Raw genomic sequence first — 15,095 nt, 5'->3', positions numbered from 1 at the left:
ACGCCACCGCACTGAGGCCGCCTGGTCGGCGCGGGTGACAGGACAGGTCAGCCGCCCCGCTGGTCCCGAGGTGTCCACTGGTTGGCTCGTTCTCCGCGGCCGGCCTGCTCTGCGGTGGTCACGATGCGCCGGGCTCGCGTGTCGGGACGCCTGGCCTGCACGATCCACTCCAGGATCCCCCGGCGCGCAGACGGCGGGAAGCGGTACCAGTGGCCCCGGGCGCCGGGCACGGCGTCGAGTGCCGCTGCCAGGTCGGGGGGCACGAGGAGGTTCTCGACGTCGTCCAGCATGGCCCAGCTGCCGTCGGCGACGGCGGCGTCGACCACACGCCGGCCCGCAGGCGTCATCAGACCGTCCCGCTGCAGCGCAGCGATGCGGAGCTTGTTCGGCCGGGACCAGCCGCTGCCCGGCGAGCGGCGGGCGAAGTAGAGCATGGTGCGTTGCTCGTCCACCCGGCGCTGGACGCTGTCCACCCATCCGAAGGCGAGCGCCTCGCTGACCGCCGCGTCGTAGCCGACCGCCGCGCGGCCGGTGGGTCTGCGCCACGAGACCAGCCATGCGGCACGCTCGCTGCCATGGTGCTCGGCCAACCACTGGCGCCACTCCTGGCGCGTCTCCGGATGCACCCGGGGGGGCGTCGTCCGCTGCGGTGCGCCGGCGGGGTGGGGTCATCGCGTCACCGCGTCGGTGTGCCGCCACCAGGTCACCGTCCGAGTCTAGGCTGCTGTCGTGGCCCATCCGCGGATGTTCAGCGACGAAGACCCGGTGCTCCGGCGCGTGCGGCAGCGGGCGCTGGCGCTCCCGGAGGCAAAGGAGAAGGTCTCCCACGGGCGGCCGACGTTCTACACGGGCAAGGTGTTCGCCTACTACGGCGGCGCGGTGCGGGTGGACCACGAGTGGGTGCAGCACGGGCAGGCGGTGCTGGTGCTGCCGGAGGAGTCGGAGCGAGAGGCGCTCCTGGAGGCGAGCCGCTCGTTCGTGCCGGCCTACCTGGGTCCGTCAGGGTGGGTCGGTCTGGACCTCACCGAGGACGCCGACTGGACCGAGGTGGCCGAGCTCCTCGAGGACTCGTACCGGCGCACCGCGCCACGGCGTCTGGTCTCCCTCCTCGACGGGAGGTGACCCGCTACTCGGAGGGGCTGGTCACGGCCTGGTGCACCACCGGCAGCTGGCCGGAGGGGATGAAGTAGCCACTGATGTGGGGGTCGAACATCAGGCCGGCGATGCCTGCGGCGAGGTACTCCTCGGCCGCCTCCACGACCTCGTCCGGACGCAGGGCGATGGCGCTGAGGTGGTCCTGCGGGCCGATCATGCCCTGCTGCACGGCGAAGTGCCGTGCTCGCTCGCTGTCGGTGAAGCTCAGGAGCATCAGCTGGTCGTCGATCTCCGCGGCAGCAGGCGACTCCTCACCCGGCTCGCCGACCGCGATGAACCACCAGTGTTCCAAGCCCATCGTGACGCGCCAGAGGGCTGCCATGCCGACCTGGTCGTCCGCTCCGCTGATCTGGGCCACGAGTCGGTCGGTCTCCGACTCGGCTGGCGCGGGCAGTGCCACGTCCCCCTGGGGGGCGGCGGCCGAGCTGTCCGTGGGTTCGGTCATGCGCTCTATGGCACCACAGGAACCCGCTGATGGGGAACCGAGGTGCTGCCGGGCGACGACATGGTTGCCTGATCGTGACCTGCCGGTCCGTGCTCACGCTCCGGGGTAGACCCCGGGGTGGTGCGGCCCCTGGTCGCCGTTCCACGAGTGGGGGACGATCGCGCTGATGGTGCTGCCGTCCGGGCGGCGCTCGCCGAGCAGAGGCTCCAACGTCAGCACACCGGTGCGGCGCGGACCGTGCCCCGAGAGCCGGACGGACAGCGGTTCGCTGCCCACCGTCAGCGGCTCGCCCCGCACCGACAGCTGCACCTTCTCGCCCGAGAGCACCTGGAAGCAGATCTCCTCCTGCGTCACGGTGATCTCGAGGTGTGAGCCCTGCCACTGCATCCGCCAGGTCAGACCCTCCCACTCCTGCGGCAGCCGCGGGTCGAAGGTGAGCTGCGCGTCGTAGTCACGCATACCGCCGAACCCACTGGCCAGGGCCGCCCAGACCCCGCCGGTCGAGGCGATGTGCGCCCCGTCGGTGGTGTTGCCGTGCCGGTCGTCGAGGTCGACGAAGAGGCCGGCGTAGAAGTAGCGCAGCGCCAGCTCGGAGTAGCCCACCTCGGCGGCCACGATGGACTGGACCACGGCGGACAGGGTCGAGTCACCCGTGGTGATCGGGTCGTAGTACTCGAAGTTGGCGCGCTTCTCCTCGGCGGAGAACTGGTCACCGGCCATGTACATCGCCAGCACCACGTCCGTCTGCTTGAGCACCTGGAAGCGGTAGATGACCAACGGGTGGTAGTGCAGGAGCAGCGGGCGCTTGTGGTTGGGGGTGTGGTCGAGGTCCCACATCTCCCGCTCGAGGAAGTGGAGGTCCTGCGGGTGGACCTTGAGCTCCTCGTGGTACGGGATGAACATGCCCTCGGCGGCCAGGCGCCACTCCTCGGCTTCCCCGGACTTCAGGCCCGTGCGGGCGGCGGCCCGGGCGAACTCCTCCGGCCGGGTGCGGGAGAACTCGTCGACGGCACGAGCGGCGACACGCAGGTTGAACTGCGCCATCACGTTGGTGAAGAGGTTGTCGTTGACGACCGTCGTGTACTCGTCCGGACCCGTCACGCCATGGATGTGGAAGGTCGAGTCCCCGTTGGTGCCACGCCAGAAGCCCAGGTCTGCCCAGAGCCGGGCCGTCTCCACCAGGATGTCGATGCCCTCACGCAGCATGAAGTCGCAGTCGCCGGTGGCCCGCACGTACTTCATCAGGGCATACACGACGTCGGCGTTGATGTGGTACTGCGCCGTGCCGGCGGCGAAGTAGGCCGAGGCCTCCTTGCCGTTGATGGTGCGCCAGGGGTACAGCGCGCCGTGCTGGGCCAGCTCCCCTGCACGGTCGCAGGCCGCCTCGAGCATGTTGTGCCGGAAGCGCAGCGCGTTCCGCGCCGCCTGAGGGTTGGTGTACACCAGGAAGGGGACCACGTAGCACTCCGTGTCCCAGAAGTAGTGGCCGCCGTACCCCGACCCGGTCATGCCCTTGGCTGGGATGCCGTGGCTCCCCGCCCGGATGGACGCCTGGGCCAGCTGGAAGAGGTTCCAGCGGACGGCCTGCTGCAGGGCCGGCTGACCGGCGATCCGGACGTCGGCGTTCCGCCAGAACTCGTCGAGCTCCTCACGCTGGTCCTCGTGCAGGGCCGCCACACCCCGTCCGACGGCGCGGTCCAGGGTGCGCCGGCAGCGGTCGGCCAGCTCGCGCACCGGCACCCCGCGCGAGGTGTGGATGGCCACGAGCTTCTCGAGCCGGACGGGCCGGCCTTGCTTGGCGTTGATGTGGAAGACGTGCTTGGCCATGTCGGCGTCGGCCGTCAGCTCCTCGGTGAGGTAGTTGTCGGTCTCGATGCGGTGGTGGGCGGCCACGGCGATCGTCATGCGCGACTCGTAGCAGCGGTAGCCGAGCAGCAGCCGGTCCCCGTCCGCCGCGTGCACCTGGGGCTCCAGGACACGGCGGTCGAAGCCCTCCGCCCTGCGCGGGTCGACGCCCTCGCCCATGGCGGCGGCGCGCACGTGGTACTCGTCGCCGCCGTCCTGGCGGTTGAGCAGCTGGGAGGAGACCACGACCGGCGCGTCGCCGTCGAGCATCTCGATGTCCAGGGTCATCACGGCCAGGTGCCGTGCCCGGGCGCTCGCCATCCGGGTGGTGCTGATCCTGACCCGTTTGCCGGCGCTGGTGCACCAGACGAGCTCGCGGCGCAGGATGCCGTCGCGGAAGTCGACCGCCCGCTCGTACCGCTCCAGGTCGGCGATGTCGAGCAGCAGCGGCTCGTCCTCGACGTAGACCTTGAGCACCTTGGGGTCAGGAGCGTTGACCAGGGTCTGCCCCACCCGGGCGAGCCCGTAGGCCTCCTCCGCGTGCCGGATCGGCCAGGTCTCGTGGAAGCCGTTGACGTAGGTGCCGTGCTTGTGGCTGTCCCGGCCCTCCTCCGGGTTGCCGCGCATCCCGAAGTAGCCGTTGGCGACGGTGAACAGGGTCTCGGTCGTCCCGAGGTCGTCGCGGTTGTAGGCGGTCTCCACGAGGCGCCACTCGTCGACCGGGAACCGGGTGCGGTCCAGCGGGTCGACCGAGGGGGGCGGGATGTGGGGTGACGGGTACTTGTGGCCCATGTCAGATCAGCTCCGCGAGATCGGACACGACGACCTCGGCGCCGTGCGAGGTGAGGATGTCGTGCCCGGCCCCGCGGTCGACGCCGACGACGAGACCGAAGTCACCCGCTGCACCGGCCTGGACGCCGGAGACGGCGTCCTCGAAGACGACGCAGGCCGTGGTGGGGACGCCGAGCTGCTGCGCGGCATACGTGTAGGTGTCGTGCGCAGGCTTGCCCGGCAGGCCCTGCTCGGCGGCGACCCCGCCGTGCACGACGACGGTGAAGCGGTCGGCGATCCCGGCGACGCGCAGGACGTCCGGGGCGTTCTTGGACGAGGAGACCACGGCCATCGCGACGCCGATCGTCTCCAGGTGGTCGACGAGCTGCAGCGAGCCGGGGTAGGGCTCGATGCCGCCCTCCTCGAGCACAGCGGTGAACAGCGCGTTCTTGCGGTTACCGAGCCCGCAGACCGTCTCCGCGTCCGGCGGGTCAGCGGGCTCGCCCGTCGGCAGCTCGAGCCCACGGGAGGCGAGGAAGTCGGCCACGCCCTCGTAGCGGGGCTTGCCGTCGACGTGGTCGAAGTAGTCCTGGTCGGTGTAGGCAGGTTGGCCGGGGTGTCCGGCGAGGAACTCACCGAACATCTGGGCCCAGGCGCGCATGTGCACCTCGGCGGTCGGGGTCAGCACCCCGTCGAGGTCGAACAGGGCAGCGTCGTAGTCGTCCCACTTCACGGTTGACCAGCCTAGGGCCTCATCACCGGTCCCCAGGACATCCGAAGCGGCCGGGCGACCCACAGGTATGCCGTGAGCGGACGGGTCCGTCGGTGACAGCGCCTAGCGTGGGGCCCATGAGAGACGCAGCGCTGAAGGCACTCCGCACGCTCGTCGGCCGGGACGACGCAGACTTCCGTGACGGCCAGTTCGAGGCGGTGCAGGCGCTCGTGGACGACCGGTCGCGGGTCCTGGTCGTGCAGCGGACCGGGTGGGGCAAGTCCGCGGTCTACTTCGTGGCGACGGCGCTGCGCAGGGCGGAGGGGGCCGGGCCGACCGTGATCGTCTCGCCGCTGCTGGCCCTCATGCGCGACCAGATCGCCGCTGCCGAGCGTGCCGGGGTGCGCGCGGTGACGATGAACTCCGCCAACGCGACCGACTGGGACCAGGTGCGGGCCGCACTCGCCGCCGACGAGGTGGACGTCCTGCTCGTCAGCCCGGAGCGGCTGAACAACCCACGCTTCCGCGACGAGCAGCTGCCCGACCTGGCCAGACGGTGCGGGCTGCTCGTCGTCGACGAGGCGCACTGCATCAGCGACTGGGGGCACGACTTCCGGCCCGACTACCGGCGCATCCGCTCGCTGCTGGGCGAGCTGCCCCAGGGCACCCCGGTGCTGGCCACCACCGCGACCGCCAACGCGCGCGTGGTGGAGGACGTCGCCGAGCAGCTCGGGGTGGGGGGTGCTGCCGTGCGCACCGTCCGGGGGCCGCTCGCGAGGGCCTCCTTGCGACTGGGGGTGCTGCCGAGACTGACCCCTGAGCAGCGCATCGGCTGGCTGGTCGCCCATCTCGACGACCTGCCCGGCAGCGGCATCATCTACTGTCTGACCGTCTCGGCCGCCGAGGACGTCGCCGAGGCGTTGCGCTCCGTGGGCGCCGAGGTGGCCTCGTACACCGGTCGGACCGATCCCGAGGAGCGGCAGGGACTGGAGGAGGCGCTGCGGCACAACCGCGTCAAGGCGCTCGTCGCGACCAGCGCACTCGGCATGGGCTTCGACAAGCCTGACCTGGGCTTCGTGGTGCACCTGGGGGCGCCGTCGTCCCCGGTGGCCTACTACCAGCAGGTCGGGCGTGCCGGACGAGCCACCGAACGGGCCGACGTGCTCCTGCTGCCGGGCTCGGAGGACCGCGACATCTGGTCCTACTTCGCCACGGCCGGGATGCCCCGCCAGGACCATGCCGACGCCGTGCTGACCGCCCTCGCCGAGGCAGGGCGGCCCCTGTCCACGCCGGCGCTGGAGACGATGGTGGACGTGCGTCGCACCCGGCTCGAGCTGCTGCTCAAGGTGCTCGACGTCGACGGCGCGGTCGACAAGGTGTCCGGGGGCTGGATCTCCACCGGGCAGCCGTGGACCTACGACCGGGAGCGCTACACCCGGGTGGCCGAGGCACGGCAGCGGGAGGCGCAGCTCATGCTCGACTACGAGACGGCCACGACCTGTCGCATGGCCTTCCTGCAGGAGTGCCTCGACGACCCGAGCGCGCAGCCGTGCGGGCGCTGCGACGTCTGCGTCGGTCCGTTCTACCCGACCGACATCCCGGAGCAGGCGCAGGAGACCGCCCGGCAGCGCCTCGGCGGGGTAGGTGTGCGACTGGACCCGCGTGCCGCCTGGCCAACTGGCATGCCGCGGCTGGGGGTGGACGTCAAGGGCAGGATCCCGGCGGAGGAGGTCGCCGAGCCCGGGAGGGTGCTGGCACGCCTGAGCGACCTGGGCTGGGGTCAACGGCTGCGCGGCCTGCTGCGCGAGGACGCCCCGGTGCCCGACGACGTGGTGCGTGCCTGTGTGCAGGTGCTCGCCCAGTGGGACTGGGCGCAGCGACCGGTCGGCATCGTCTCGGTCCCCTCACGCGCCCGACCCGTCCTGATCGGCTCGCTCGCCGAGCAGATCAGCCGGATCGGCCGGCTGCCGCTGCTGGGTGCGCTCGACCCGGTCGACGGCGGACCGGTGGGGGAGTCGGGGGGCAACAGCGCCTTCCGGCTGGCGGGTGTGTGGGACCGGCTGGTCGTCGGTCCCGACCTGGCCGCACAGATGGACGCGGTGCGCGGGCCGGTGCTCCTGGTCGACGACCTCGTCGACTCACGGTGGACCATGACGGTGGCCGCCCGGGCGCTGCGCCGCGCCGGGGCTCCCGCGGTGCTGCCGATGGCTCTCGCGACGCAGGGCTGAGCAGGTGGGACGGCGAGCGGCCGCGCACGTCAGTACGGAACTGCACCGGCGAAGCGCGTCCAGTCCTCGAAAGGGGCGCCGGCCTGCGGGCGGGTGAGCTGTCGGCGCGCCAGCGGCCAGACGGCGGAGTCGTCGGTGACCAGGAGACGGTGGAAGCTGGAGTCGTCGAAGCCCGCACGCGCGGCGTCGAGCCGCCCCGCGGCATACACGACCCTGTCGACCCTGGCCCACAGCGACGCGGCGAGGCACATCGGGCACGGCTCGCACGACGCGTAGAGCGTGCACCCCGCCAGCGAGAAGTCGCCGACCTCGTGAGCAGCAGCCCTGAGCGCCTCGACCTCAGCATGTGCCGTGGGGTCACAGGTGGCCGTGACGCGGTTGACGCCCCAGGCCAGCATCCCGCGGGCAGGGTCCACCACGACGGCGCCGAACGGGCCGCCTCCGTCGGGCACGTTGGCACGCGCCAGCGAGATGGCCTGGTCGAGGAAGTGCGCGTCGCGCTGCGTCGGGTCGTCCGCACCCATACGCCGAGGCTACTCGCGGGCGGTCTCGACAGGCTCACCTGCATCGGGGGATCATGGAGATGACCCGCGTGGGACAGAGGAGTCCCCGTCGTGCGGGGTCGGCCAGGGAGCACCGTGATGGACCCACTGTTGACGATCTGGGGGCTGTGCCTGCTGTCCCCCGTGATCATGTGGGGCGGCGACAAGGTGATGCAGGCACGGAGGTCGCGACGGCCCACCCGCGCCGCCCGCCCCGGTGACAGCGCCCAGCGGGTGCCCGGGCTGCCACGCGAGCGGCCGAGCCTCGAGCGGCTGGTCGCAGACCTGCACCGTCTGGAGCGGGAGTACCGCCGCGTCGAGTGCTCCGAGCCGCCTGCCAAGGCCCAGCGGCTGCGGGCAATCAGCCTGGCCTACGACGACGTGCTGTGCGAGTGCTGCCTGGCCCTGGGGCTGCCGCCGCCACCCCAGCGCCCGCTGAGCGGGGTGGACCGGATCCAGGCGGAGTGCGAGCTGGCCAGGCACGGGCTGACCTGGTGAGCGGCCGGGGTGACACCCGGTGCTTCGCCCGCAGGGTGCGTCGCCGACACTGGCGGCATGGACTTACGAGCCACGGCCCTGATCACCGGCGCGTCCAGCGGCATCGGTGAGGCCATCGCCGAGGAGCTGGCCGCTCGCGGGTGCACGCTGGTGCTCGTCGCGCGCCGTGAGGAGGCGCTGCAGGCGCTCGCGACCGGACTCCGGGAGCGGCACGGCATACGGACCGAGGTCGTCGTCGCCGACCTGGCGGTGCCCGGGGCCGCCGACGCGCTGGCCGTCGAGGTGGCCGGTCGCGGGCTGGTGGTGGACGTGCTCGTCAACAACGCCGGCCTGGGAGACTTCTCGGCGTTCGCCGACGCCGACCCGGCCAAGCTGGAGACGATGGTGCAGCTCAACGTCGGGGCACTCACGGCCCTGACGCGGGCCCTGCTGCCGGGCATGCTGGCCCGTGGGCACGGCACCGTGCTCAACGTCGCCTCGACGGCGGCGTTCCTGCCGGGACCGCTCATGGCGGTCTACTACGCATCCAAGGCCTACGTGCTGTCCCTGTCCGAGGCGCTGGCCGAGGAGGTGCGGGGCAGCGGGGTGCGGGTCTCGGTGCTGTGCCCGGGGCCGGTGGCGACCGGGTTCCAGGACGCTGCTGCGCTGCACCGCTCCCAGCTGCTCGAGGGCGGCACGCAAGTCATGGACGCGGCGACCGTGGCGACCGCCGCGGTGCGGGGAGTCGAGCGCGGCACCGTGCGGATCGTGCCCGGTGCGGTCAACAAGGTGACGACGGTGCTCCCGCGCCTCGTGCCGCGCTCGCTCGTGCCGCGGATCATGAAGCGGGTCCAGGCACCGGTCGACTGACCCTTGTCCGCGGTGTCGTGGCAGGTCTACGGTCGAGGGGACGGGCCACTGAGGAGGAGGCGCGATGACCGAGCTCCCGGGGTGTGCCTGCACGGGGCGGGGGCTGGGTCCGGTCGCCTCCACCTCCATCGGCGAGACGGAGAAGAACCTCGCCGCCACGTCCGTCGGGGCCGGACGCCGCGGGAGCGCGCTGCTCTTCGACGAGGCCGACGCCCTGTTCGGCAGACGGACGAGGGTGAGTCACGGGCACGACCGCTCCGCCGGCCAGAAGGACAGCTGTCTGATGACCTGCCGCATCTGCTCGGTGGCGCGGCTCACCGGGCTCCAGCAGGCGGGGGCGTCGCAGCCCGCGCCTCGACCGTGAGAAGGCGACATGACCCAGCAGGACGAACCGGAGATCGTGACCGTGGAGTCGGTGACCACCGCGGTGGTGCACGGCACCGTGCCCATGACCGAGCTGACCGACTTCTACGACAGCTCCTTCCACACCCTGGGGCGGGTCCTCGGGGAGCAGGGCGTGACGATGGTCGGGCCACCGTTCGGCCTCTACCTCGCCGAACCGACCGACACGGTCGAGCTGGAGGTCGGCTTCCGCACCGACCGGCTCATCGAGACCGACGGTGAGGCACACGCGAGCATGCTGCCGGAAGGACGGGTCGCGCGGGTCGTGCACACCGGCTCCTACGAGACGCTGGGGGAGTCCTGGGGGCGTCTGGCCTCCTGGATCCTGCATCAGGGGGCCTCGCCCGGGGGACCCATGTGGGAGGTCTACCTGACCGAGCCCACCCCGGACGCGGACCCCACCGCCATGCAGACGGAGCTCAACTGGCGCCTCGCCGACTGAACGGCCGGGCGGTCAGACCGCCTGCGGCAGCGTCCAGGCCTCGGCGAGCATCTCGTAGGAGCGTCGGCGCATGGCGGGGTCGTGCGTGTAGGTGGTGACGATCAGCTCGTCGACCTCGTAGCTCGCGACGAACCGCTCGAGGTGCGCGACCACCTCCTCCGGCGTCCCGACGGCCTGCACGGCCTCGTGGCCACGGGTGAGCGCGAGCAGCTGCTCGGGCAGCACGGCGGCGAGGTCGTCGACCGGTGGGTCCAGCAGCGCCGGCTGCCCGGTGCGGATGCGGACGCCCATGAGCTGCTGCGTGGTGAAGAGGTGGCGCGCCTCGAGGGTGGAGGGGGCAGCCAGCACGTTGATGCCGGCCATCAGCGTGGGGCGCTCGACCTGCGCGGTCGGGGCGTCGGCACGGAATCGGTCGCGGTAGGTCGCGATGGCCTCCCTGATCTGCTGCGGCGCGAAGTGCGAGGCGAAGGCGAAGGGGAGTCCGAGCGCACCGGCGACCTGAGCGCCACCGGTGGACGAGCCGAGCATCCACAGCGGCACGTGGGTGCCCTCACCCGGCAGGGCGCGGACCCGTGTGCCCGGCCGTGGGTCGCCGAGGTAGGCAGCCAGGTCGGCCACGTCCTGGGCGAAGGTGTCCAGGGAGCCGCTGCCCCGCGACAGCGCTGCCGCGGTCACCGGGTCGGTGCCGGGCGCCCGTCCCAGGCCGAGGTCGAAGCGGTCGCCGTAGAGGGTGGCCAGCGTGCCGTAGTACTCCGCCACCATGAGGGGGGAGTGGTTCGGCAGCATGACCCCACCGGAGCCGAGGCGGATCCGGTCCGTGTGCTCGGCCAGGTGGCCCAGCAGCAGCGAGGTGGCCGACGACAGGAAGGTCGGGGTGCCGTGGTGCTCCGCCATCCAGTAGCGGTGGTAGCCCCAGCGGTCGGCGTCCTGCGCCAGCTGCCGGGAGGCCCGCAGCGCCTCCTGCGGTGACATGCCCTGAGAGCGTGGCGCGAGGTCGAGGACGGACAGCGGTATGCGGTGGTGAGCGGACGGCATACCGGTTCCAACTCCGCTGCCGGGTGAGTCCTTCCCGCACGAGGCTCGGCCCGGTCAGGGACGGGCGAGCACCACGGAGGTCTGCATGTCGAAGGTCACCGCACCGTCCACGGTCCACGGGGTCAGGGCGGTGGCGAGATCGGCGAGCAGTGACTCCTTGCTGTCGGCGTCGAGGTCGGCGACGGCCTCGGCCAACGGCGCGAAGGCACCACCCACCGCTGCCAGCATCTGTGCAGCGGAGTCGTACCGGACGGGTTGCGACATCTGACGGATCTCGACCTCATGGAACGCGGCCGCGTCCAGCAGTGACCGGACCTCGTCGAGGTCACCGAGGGAGAACGGCGCCGAGGAGTCCCCGACCTCGTCCTGGTCGACGTACGCCGCGAGGGCGTCGTCGAAGGCAGGCATCACCGGATGATGGTCGAAGCCGCGCCAGATGCTCAGGGCCACCTGCCCGTCCGGTGTGGTCACGCGACGCATCTCCGACAGCCCGGCGAGACGGTCGGGGAAGAACTGCACGCCCTGCTGGCAGTACGTGACGTCGAAGGCGTCGTCGGGCAGCGGCATCGTGTCGGCCCCGCCGCAGACCCAGGTGATCGGTGGGTGCGTGCCCGCGCAGGCACGCGCGGCGACGTCGAGCATCTGCGGGTTGACGTCCAGTCCACTGACGGCGCCGGCCGGTCCGACCCGCGTGGCGGCTGTTCGGGCCACGGCCCCGGTTCCGCACGCTACGTCGAGGACCCTGTCGCCGGGGCGAGGGGTGGCCACCTTGAGCAGCTCCTCCGCCCAGGGCTGGAAGAGCAGTCTGACCAGGTGTTGCTCGTACACCTCGGCGGAGGGGGCGAAGGTGCGAGTCGCGGGTGTGGTGCTCATGACGTCCTCCAGGGATGGCGGTGTTGCTGTCCACCGTGCCTCAGCTCGACCGGTCAAGCATCGGTCACCTGACCTATCCGGGATGACGATCTGGGAGGATAGGCCCATGGACGCCGACGTCCTGCTGGCCCGTGGAGGTCAGGCGCTCGGTGCGGGTGACTGGGGGGAGGCGCGCACCGCGTTCCGTGCTGTGCTGGAGACCGAGAAGCACCCCGAGGCGTTGCGGGGGCTGGCCGAGGCGCTGTGGTGGCTGGCCGAGGCCACGGTTGCGGTGGAGACCATGGAGCGCGCCCATGTTGTGCTCAGCCAGAAGGGCGAGGTGGCGTCGGCCGTGCAGTCGGCGGTGTGGCTGGCCACGATCTACAAGAAGAGCCTGGGCAACGAGGCAGCCGCCCGAGGGTGGGTCTCCCGGGCCGACAGCCTCCTCGGCGAGGTCGATGACGAGGTCCTGCCCGGGTGGGTGGCACTGGCCAGGGCGTATGCGGAGAGTGACATGGACCGGGCGGTCGCGGCGGCGCGGGACGCTCTGGAGCGGGGCCGGCGGGGAGCCGACGTGGACCTGGAGCTGTCCGCCATGAGTGAGCTGGGCAGTGCCCTGGTGGCTGGTGGTGAGGTCGCCCGAGGGTTGGACCTGGTCGACGAGGCGATGGCACGCGTCTTCGCGGGCGAGTACGACTCTCCCAGCACGGTCTGTGCGGCGACCTGCTCGATGCTGACCGCCTGCGACCGGGCGGCGGACCTCGGCCGTGTCATGCAGTGGTGCCGGGTCGCGGACCGCTTCATGCGCACCTACGGCTGCCCCTTCCTGTATGCCGACTGTCGCCGCCGATATGGCAGCGTCCTGGTGTCGACAGGGCACTGGGTGGAGGCCGAGGAGGAGCTGCAGAACACCCTGCGGAGTGCTCCCCCGGGCACGGACTACCACGATCGAGGCCTCGTCTCGCTGGCCGACCTGCGGGTGCGGCAGGGCCGGCCGGAGGAGGCCGAGGTGTTGCTGACAGAGGCGCCCGAGAGGCTGGCCAGGCCGGTCCTCGCGCATGCCGCCCTGGTGCGGGGCGAGCACGATCTAGCGGCTGCGCTGCTGCGCCGGCACATGGCCCTCCGCGATGTCGCCGAGGATCTCTCCGAGACACTCGCACTGCTTGTGGAGTCGTTGCTGGCGACGAAGGACACGGTGGCGGCTCGACGGGTCCTCGACGAGCTGCGTGACGAGGAGGCCGCGCACGGCACTGCTTCGGCTGCCGGGCACCGTGCGCTCGCTGCTGGACGGACGGCCATGGCAGAGCACCGGCCGGAGTCTGCGGTCAGTCACCTGGAACGCGCAGTCGACCACTTCGCCGAGGCGGGGCTTCCCTACTGGACCGGCGTGTCCCGCCTCGTCCTGGCCGAGGCCCTGTCCGTGACGGAGGAGCCGGTCGCGGTCCGGGAGGCGCAGCGCGCCTATGCCACGTTGGACGGTCTGGGTGCGGCTCGGCTGGTGGACCAGGCGGCGGCGCTCGTGCGCTCGTTGGGGGGGCCTGGTCGCACCGGACCCAGGACGAGTCCGCAGGTGTTGACGGAGCGTGAGGAGGAGGTGCTGCAGCTGCTCGGGGAGGCACTGTCCAACCCGGAGATCGCCGAGCGCCTCTACATCAGCCGCAGGACCGTCGCTCACCACGTCAGCCACGTGCTGGCCAAGCTGGGCCTGCGCAACAGGGCTGAGGCTGCGGCATACCACCACCGCACCGGTCAGGCGTAAGACCGCCGGGTCAGCTGTCGTACAAGCGGTTGCGGGAGGTCAGGACCTCGAGTGGGACCGCGGGTCCGGCGATGGTCACGCGGGCAGGGATGACCGTCCAGTCCGCACCGTCGACACTGACCTCCCCACCGTAGGTGACCTCGATCGAGGGGTTGACCGTGCTCGCGGCTGTGTAGGTGTGCGTGACGTCGCCGTCCGGGTACGGGCCACCCAGGGACGACGTCGGGCCGTGCGAGCTGCCGTCCCCGAAGATGTAGGTCGCGTCCTGCAGGGTGGGGCGGATGCGGACCTCGCGGCCCACGAGCACCGTCGTGTCGACCTCCTGTGGCTCGAACCCTGCCTCGGGCCAGGCGAGCTCGAAGAACACCGGCAGGTTGACCAGGGCCCTGTTGTCGGAGGGCTGCAGGACGACCTGTGGAAGGGCGAAGTCCGTGCGGTGGAACTGCTCCACGATCATCGCCTCGGTCAGCCCCGGACTGTCGTCGCCTGAGCGAGCTGGCACTGACGGGGTGTAGCACGTGGGTCCAACAGGGGTTCATGGACCTAACGGCCCCGTGTCGTCGACCTCTCGTCGATAGATCAGTGAGTAGGGCCCCGGACTGCCAGGTGCATAGGTGTCACAAAACGAGACTGCGCGTGCGCAGAGGGCGTTTCGTGGATCCTCGATCGTGTTGCTGGGACAGTCGATCACTGCGACGAATTCGTACCAACTCGATGGACTCCGAGGACTCACGCCATCTGGGTACACGTCTCGCAGGCTTGCAGTGTCCTCTAGCGACAGTCCCACGTAGATGCCCCCTCCCTCGACGGTGCATTCCAGCCCGCGGCAGGGAAGGTCGTCAGTTTGCATCACCCACGATGCCGAGCCCTCTAGGAGTAGCGAAACCAGGAAGCCTTGAAGTGCACGCATCGCCTGTTCAGGCTTCGACCTGGATTTCGTCGATCAGCCAACCTTGGTCCCATACCAGTGAGAAGGCCAGGCTGGCTGACTCTGCGTTTAGCTCCGAGACTACGTCCCCTGAACCGTCGTAGACGGGTTGTGCGGCTTGGTCGATTGACGCTCTCACGATGGCACTAGCGCCGGCCTCTAGCAAGAGGGCGTTGGAGTCACTGACGCGCCACATCCTTGCCCTCAAAGCCTGACCATCCTGGGCGCTGTAGACGACTGTGTCTTCGTAGTTGCCGCACGACGAGCAGGTGTCGGTCGCCAACTCCTCCAGCAGCCCCTCTTGGGGACTCATGCCAGTGAAGTTGATGATCTCAACGTAGTGGAGCACGAAGGCCTCTGCACCGGCCTCGGTCTGCTCCTTCGCCTCATCGGGAAGCTCGGGGAGCGCGTCGGTGGGCGGGGACGCGGTCTCGGTCGCCGTCTCCGGCGCGGTGTCCTCGGGCGGCGCCGCGCTCGTCGCGCTCACCGAGTCGGTGGGCGTCGGCGGAGCAGCAGGCTGCGGGGCACTGCTGCAGGCAGTGGTGGTCAACAGGGCAAGGCCCACGGCTGTGGCGGTGATGAGACGCACGGGATCCCCCTCCATCTGGACTCTGGACTGCTGCGGACCGCCG

At 71.1% G+C, this 15,095-nt stretch carries 16 protein-coding genes; 7 read left to right on the top strand and 9 right to left on the bottom strand.

Annotated features, from left to right (window positions below; all coding sequences use genetic code 11):
* Positions 1–47: 47 nt before the first annotated feature.
* Complete coding sequence (locus LVO85_RS00300) at positions 48–626, bottom strand: YdeI/OmpD-associated family protein (protein ID WP_232745333.1); 579 nt, start codon at positions 624–626, stop codon at positions 48–50.
* 103 nt (positions 627–729) lie between these two features.
* Here LVO85_RS00300 and LVO85_RS00295 point away from each other — a divergent pair, with 103 nt between their 5' ends.
* Positions 730–1,122, top strand: a complete 393-nt coding sequence (locus tag LVO85_RS00295) for an MmcQ/YjbR family DNA-binding protein (protein ID WP_232745330.1) — start codon at positions 730–732, stop codon at positions 1,120–1,122.
* Positions 1,123–1,126: 4 nt separating this feature from the next.
* Here the strand turns inward: LVO85_RS00295 and LVO85_RS00290 are convergent, their stop codons facing one another.
* From LVO85_RS00290 to LVO85_RS00280, 3 genes are all read right to left on the bottom strand, one after another.
* Positions 1,127–1,600 carry a hypothetical protein gene (locus LVO85_RS00290; RefSeq protein WP_232745329.1) on the bottom strand — a complete coding sequence of 158 codons (474 nt, stop codon included), beginning with the start codon at positions 1,598–1,600 and terminating at the stop codon, positions 1,127–1,129.
* Positions 1,601–1,693: 93 nt separating this feature from the next.
* Positions 1,694–4,237: a glycoside hydrolase family 65 protein gene (locus LVO85_RS00285; protein ID WP_232745327.1), complete on the bottom strand. Its 2,544-nt coding sequence runs from the start codon at positions 4,235–4,237 to the stop codon at positions 1,694–1,696.
* A gap of 1 nt (position 4,238) precedes the next feature.
* The gene (locus LVO85_RS00280; RefSeq protein WP_232745326.1) at positions 4,239–4,949 is read right to left on the bottom strand and encodes an HAD family hydrolase; all 711 of its coding nucleotides are present in this window, start codon (positions 4,947–4,949) and stop codon (positions 4,239–4,241) included.
* A 116-nt stretch (positions 4,950–5,065) separates the two neighbouring features.
* On the opposite strand from LVO85_RS00280, the gene LVO85_RS00275 reads away from it, so the two are divergent.
* The gene (locus LVO85_RS00275; RefSeq protein WP_232745324.1) at positions 5,066–7,156 is read left to right on the top strand and encodes a RecQ family ATP-dependent DNA helicase; all 2,091 of its coding nucleotides are present in this window, start codon (positions 5,066–5,068) and stop codon (positions 7,154–7,156) included.
* 29 nt (positions 7,157–7,185) lie between these two features.
* Here LVO85_RS00275 and LVO85_RS00270 read toward each other — a convergent pair whose 3' ends face one another.
* On the bottom strand, positions 7,186–7,680 hold the full coding sequence (locus LVO85_RS00270; protein WP_232745323.1) for a nucleoside deaminase: 495 nt from the start codon (positions 7,678–7,680) through the stop codon (positions 7,186–7,188).
* Between the two features lie 117 nt (positions 7,681–7,797).
* On the opposite strand from LVO85_RS00270, the gene LVO85_RS00265 reads away from it, so the two are divergent.
* From LVO85_RS00265 to LVO85_RS00250, 4 genes are all read left to right on the top strand, one after another.
* On the top strand, positions 7,798–8,196 hold the full coding sequence (locus LVO85_RS00265; RefSeq protein ID WP_232745322.1) for a hypothetical protein: 399 nt from the start codon (positions 7,798–7,800) through the stop codon (positions 8,194–8,196).
* Positions 8,197–8,253: 57 nt separating this feature from the next.
* Positions 8,254–9,045: an SDR family NAD(P)-dependent oxidoreductase gene (locus LVO85_RS00260; protein WP_232745321.1), complete on the top strand. Its 792-nt coding sequence runs from the start codon at positions 8,254–8,256 to the stop codon at positions 9,043–9,045.
* A gap of 64 nt (positions 9,046–9,109) precedes the next feature.
* Positions 9,110–9,409: an ATP-binding protein gene (locus tag LVO85_RS00255; RefSeq protein WP_232745320.1), complete on the top strand. Its 300-nt coding sequence runs from the start codon at positions 9,110–9,112 to the stop codon at positions 9,407–9,409.
* A gap of 9 nt (positions 9,410–9,418) precedes the next feature.
* Positions 9,419–9,889 carry a GyrI-like domain-containing protein gene (locus LVO85_RS00250; RefSeq protein WP_232745319.1) on the top strand — a complete coding sequence of 157 codons (471 nt, stop codon included), beginning with the start codon at positions 9,419–9,421 and terminating at the stop codon, positions 9,887–9,889.
* A gap of 12 nt (positions 9,890–9,901) precedes the next feature.
* Here LVO85_RS00250 and LVO85_RS00245 read toward each other — a convergent pair whose 3' ends face one another.
* Entirely contained in the window at positions 9,902–10,861 is a 960-nt protein-coding gene (locus LVO85_RS00245; protein WP_232745318.1) for an LLM class flavin-dependent oxidoreductase, read from the bottom strand.
* Positions 10,862–10,978: 117 nt separating this feature from the next.
* Complete coding sequence (locus tag LVO85_RS00240) at positions 10,979–11,797, bottom strand: class I SAM-dependent methyltransferase (protein ID WP_232745317.1); 819 nt, start codon at positions 11,795–11,797, stop codon at positions 10,979–10,981.
* Positions 11,798–11,903: 106 nt separating this feature from the next.
* Here LVO85_RS00240 and LVO85_RS00235 point away from each other — a divergent pair, with 106 nt between their 5' ends.
* The gene (locus LVO85_RS00235; RefSeq protein ID WP_232745316.1) at positions 11,904–13,535 is read left to right on the top strand and encodes a LuxR C-terminal-related transcriptional regulator; all 1,632 of its coding nucleotides are present in this window, start codon (positions 11,904–11,906) and stop codon (positions 13,533–13,535) included.
* 10 nt (positions 13,536–13,545) lie between these two features.
* Here the strand turns inward: LVO85_RS00235 and LVO85_RS00230 are convergent, their stop codons facing one another.
* Together LVO85_RS00230 and LVO85_RS00225 are read right to left on the bottom strand one after the other, a co-directional pair.
* Positions 13,546–14,037: a hypothetical protein gene (locus tag LVO85_RS00230; protein WP_232745315.1), complete on the bottom strand. Its 492-nt coding sequence runs from the start codon at positions 14,035–14,037 to the stop codon at positions 13,546–13,548.
* Between the two features lie 415 nt (positions 14,038–14,452).
* The gene (locus LVO85_RS00225; RefSeq protein WP_232745314.1) at positions 14,453–15,052 is read right to left on the bottom strand and encodes a DUF6318 family protein; all 600 of its coding nucleotides are present in this window, start codon (positions 15,050–15,052) and stop codon (positions 14,453–14,455) included.
* Positions 15,053–15,095 lie beyond the last annotated feature (43 nt).

It is taken from the genome of Ornithinimicrobium sediminis, from assembly GCF_021272345.1.
GTDB lineage: Bacteria > Actinomycetota > Actinomycetes > Actinomycetales > Dermatophilaceae > Ornithinicoccus > Ornithinicoccus sediminis_B.
Note: the sequence above shows the minus strand (reverse complement) of the source record. Positions and strands in the feature narration are given on the sequence as shown.

Excerpts from the sequence above, each read along its gene's own strand:
- LVO85_RS00260 (WP_232745321.1), top strand. The coding sequence starts at position 8,254 with ATGGACTTACGAGCCACGGCCCTGATCACCGGCGCGTCCAGCGGCATC.
- LVO85_RS00240 (WP_232745317.1), bottom strand. The coding sequence starts at position 11,797 with ATGAGCACCACACCCGCGACTCGCACCTTCGCCCCCTCCGCCGAGGTG.
- LVO85_RS00250 (WP_232745319.1), top strand. The coding sequence starts at position 9,419 with ATGACCCAGCAGGACGAACCGGAGATCGTGACCGTGGAGTCGGTGACC.
- LVO85_RS00255 (WP_232745320.1), top strand. The coding sequence starts at position 9,110 with ATGACCGAGCTCCCGGGGTGTGCCTGCACGGGGCGGGGGCTGGGTCCG.
- LVO85_RS00275 (WP_232745324.1), top strand. The coding sequence starts at position 5,066 with ATGAGAGACGCAGCGCTGAAGGCACTCCGCACGCTCGTCGGCCGGGAC.
- LVO85_RS00245 (WP_232745318.1), bottom strand. The coding sequence starts at position 10,861 with ATGTCACCGCAGGAGGCGCTGCGGGCCTCCCGGCAGCTGGCGCAGGAC.
- LVO85_RS00265 (WP_232745322.1), top strand. The coding sequence starts at position 7,798 with ATGGACCCACTGTTGACGATCTGGGGGCTGTGCCTGCTGTCCCCCGTG.
- LVO85_RS00290 (WP_232745329.1), bottom strand. The coding sequence starts at position 1,600 with ATGACCGAACCCACGGACAGCTCGGCCGCCGCCCCCCAGGGGGACGTG.
- LVO85_RS00270 (WP_232745323.1), bottom strand. The coding sequence starts at position 7,680 with ATGGGTGCGGACGACCCGACGCAGCGCGACGCGCACTTCCTCGACCAG.
- LVO85_RS00285 (WP_232745327.1), bottom strand. The coding sequence starts at position 4,237 with ATGGGCCACAAGTACCCGTCACCCCACATCCCGCCCCCCTCGGTCGAC.
- LVO85_RS00235 (WP_232745316.1), top strand. The coding sequence starts at position 11,904 with ATGGACGCCGACGTCCTGCTGGCCCGTGGAGGTCAGGCGCTCGGTGCG.